This window comes from Dokdonella sp., from assembly GCF_051958935.1.
Taxonomy (GTDB): domain Bacteria; phylum Pseudomonadota; class Gammaproteobacteria; order Xanthomonadales; family Rhodanobacteraceae; genus Dokdonella_A.
This window is the reverse complement of record NZ_JBQCFP010000183.1, coordinates 1-2,801: the sequence shown is the minus strand read 5'-3', so window position 1 is coordinate 2,801 and position 2,801 is coordinate 1. Positions and strand designations below refer to the sequence as shown.

Here is a 2,801-nt window from a genome sequence, read left to right as displayed (position 1 = left end):
GACGACCTCATCGTGCAGGGTTCGCAGTGCGTCGGTTTCGATTGCGTCGACAACGAAACGTTCGGATTCGACACGTTGCGCCTCAAGGAGAACAACACGCGCATCGTGTTCTTCGACACGTCGGCCGATCCGTATCCGAACCACCACTGGCAACTCACCGCCAACGACACCACGCAGGCGGGACTCAACCGTTTCTCGATCGAGGACATCACGGCCGAGACGATTCCGTTCACCGTGTTGTCGGCGCCGACCGACTCGCTGTTCATTTCGACGACAGGCCGCATCGGCCTGCGCACGAATACGCCCGTGCTCGACGTGCACCTGCTCACGACCAACACGCCCGGCATCCGTCTGGACCAGAGCAATGCCGGCGGCTTCACCGCGCAGGCCTGGGACGTCGCCGCCAACGAAGCCAACTTCTTCGTGCGCGACGTGACCGGCGGCTCGCGCCTGCCGTTCCGCATCCGCCCGGGTGCGCCGACATCGAGCCTCGACATCGCCGCGAGCGGCAACGTCGGCATCGGTACCGCCTCGCCCGCGGCCAAGCTCGACGTCGCCGGCGACATGCTCGTGCACGGAACGATCGCGCAGTTGTCGAGCCGCAGCGCGAAGGAACACTTCGTGCCGGTCGACGGCGCCGGCGTGCTCGCGCGGCTCGCCGCGTTGCCGATCAGCACGTGGAACTACATCGGCGCTGGCGCCGGTGACCGACATCTGGGCCCGGTCGCGGAAGATTTCCACGCCGCGTTCGGCCTCGGCGCGAGCGACCACTTCGTCGCGCCGACCGACGTCGCCGGCGTCGCGCTCGCCTCGGTGAAGGCGCTGCAGGACGAAGTGCGCGAGCGCGACGAGCGCATCGACCAACTGGAGGCGCGCCTGCGCGAACTCGAGGACCTCGTCCGCCGCGGCGCGCGCTGAGGAGATCGCCATGTCGATGCCTTCCTCGCTCGCACGCGTGGCATTGTGCGCGTCGGTCGCGCTCGCCGCATTGCCGGCGCCAGCGCGCGTGCTCACCCTCTCGCGCCAGGACGACGCGACCGCGATCGTGCGTGACGCCGCCAGCGGCGACGTCGCCGGCGGCACGCTCGCCCATCCGCCGGATCGCCTGCTCGTGTCGCTCGGTGCGCTCGCGGCCGACGATGCGAACGATCTCGCCTACGTCGCGATCGCGCCCGATCCGTCCGGCGCGGCGCCCGACGCGCCGGTGACGGTGATGGCGATCGCCTACGGCGCCGCGACGGTACCGGTCGGAACCTTCGTCGCACCTGACGGCTTCGCGTTCTCCGCGCTCGCTTTCGACGCGCCGCGTTCGCGCCTCGTCGGCGTGTTCGCCGATCCGGCCGGCGTACTGCCGGCGCAGGCGTTCGTCGTCGCCACGCATGGCGGCACGTCGCTCGACCCCGCGCTGACGTCGCCGATCGATGCCGGTTGCTGCCGCTTCGCCGCCGGCATCGCCGCGTGGCGCGCGGCCAGCCCGGACCTGCTCATGGTCGGTCGCCGCGACGGCGACGGCGAGGACCAGTTGCTGCGCTTCGACTTCGCCGGCGGCACGGCGCTGCCCGCGGCGTATCCGATCGCGGGCGACCGCGTCGTGACACTTGCGGTCGATGGCGGCGACGGCAGTGTCTACGCGGTGCTGCGCAGCGTGCTCGACTTCACCTACCTCGCGCGCGTGACCTGGTCGACGCCGGGCTCGCCCGTCACGCTGTCGGCGATCGGCAGCGCGCCGTCGACCTGCTGCTTCATCGGCGGCGGCCCCGGCACGATCGACGGCGCCACGGCCGAGCGCGCGATGTTCGTGCTCGGCAAGGCCGCCGATGCGCCGGCGGCGATGCAGCTCTACGCGATCGACCTTGCGAGTGGCGCGCCCGCGGTCGTCAACCCCGGTATGGACGGCTTCGGCCTGTGGACCGACGGCGAGGCTGTCGTGGACGACGTGATCTTCGCCGACGGTTTCGACTGAAGCGTGGTCACGCCGACGCCTCGTACCGCGCGTACGAGGTGTCGGCGCTGGCCATGTGTCTGCGCAGGGACGAGGCCCGCCATCGTCGCTGCATCAAAGGTCGCCGTGGATCGCCTGCAATGCGGCGAGTGCGGCCAGTCCCGCGGTTTCCGTGCGCAGGATGCGCGGGCCGAGGCGCAGGCCGCGGAAACCCGCCTGCGAAAGCGTTGCCAGATCGTGTTCGGACAGACCGCCTTCCGGGCCGACCACGAGGGTCGCGCATATGCCCGGATCGAGCGTGCGTGCATCGGCGTCGCCGCGCGGATCGAGCGCGAGGCGCAGCCCGGCTTCTTCGCCGAGTGATGCGGCCCAGTCGCCGAGCTTCATCGGCTCGGCGAGCTGGGGCAGGCGGTTGCGTCCGCATTGTTCGCAGGCGGAAGCGAGCACGGCTTCCCAGTGCGCGACGCGCCGCTCGGCGCGTTCGGCATCGAGCTTGACCTCGGTGCGATCGGTGACCAGCGGCACGATGCGCGCGACGCCGAGTTCGGTCGCCTTCTGCAGGATCCAGTCCATCTTTTCGCCGCGCGCGACGCCTTGGCCGAGCGTGATGCGCAACGGACTCTCGCGGTCCGCACTCGCCACCGGCTCGAGCACGCGCGCGCTGACCGCGCGCTTGGCGAGCGAAGCGATCTCGCCGGCGAACTCGCTGCCGTCGCCGTTGAACAGACGCAAGGGATGGCCGCGGTCGAGACGCAGCACGCGCGCGATGTGTTCGCCCGCCTGCACGGGCAGATCCACCTCGCGGCCCGGATGCAGCGGCTGCGGGACGTAGATTCGGGGAATGCGCATGGAATTTCCG

Annotated in this window: 3 protein-coding genes; 2 read left to right on the top strand and 1 reads right to left on the bottom strand. The window is 70.6% G+C overall.

All coding sequences use genetic code 11. From position 1 onward, the window contains the following. Both ACTHK2_RS16955 and ACTHK2_RS16950 read left to right on the top strand, forming a co-directional pair. On the top strand, window positions 1-918 hold a 918-nt coding region (locus tag ACTHK2_RS16955), incomplete at its 5' end, for a tail fiber domain-containing protein (protein WP_440246918.1). A 10-nt stretch (window positions 919-928) separates the two neighbouring features. After that, window positions 929-1,963 (top strand): hypothetical protein, encoded by a 1,035-nt coding sequence (locus tag ACTHK2_RS16950; protein WP_440246917.1) that lies wholly within the window; start codon window positions 929-931, stop codon window positions 1,961-1,963. 93 nt (window positions 1,964-2,056) lie between these two features. On the opposite strand, the gene ACTHK2_RS16945 is transcribed toward ACTHK2_RS16950, so the two are convergent. After that, complete coding sequence (locus tag ACTHK2_RS16945; RefSeq protein ID WP_440246916.1) at window positions 2,057-2,791, bottom strand: 16S rRNA (uracil(1498)-N(3))-methyltransferase; 735 nt, start codon at window positions 2,789-2,791, stop codon at window positions 2,057-2,059. Window positions 2,792-2,801 lie beyond the last annotated feature (10 nt).

What these genes read in the sequence shown, in the direction of transcription:
- ACTHK2_RS16950 (WP_440246917.1), top strand. Translation starts at nt 929, where the DNA reads ATGTCGATGCCTTCCTCGCTCGCACGCGTGGCATTGTGCGCGTCGGTC.
- ACTHK2_RS16945 (WP_440246916.1), bottom strand. Translation starts at nt 2,791, where the DNA reads ATGCGCATTCCCCGAATCTACGTCCCGCAGCCGCTGCATCCGGGCCGC.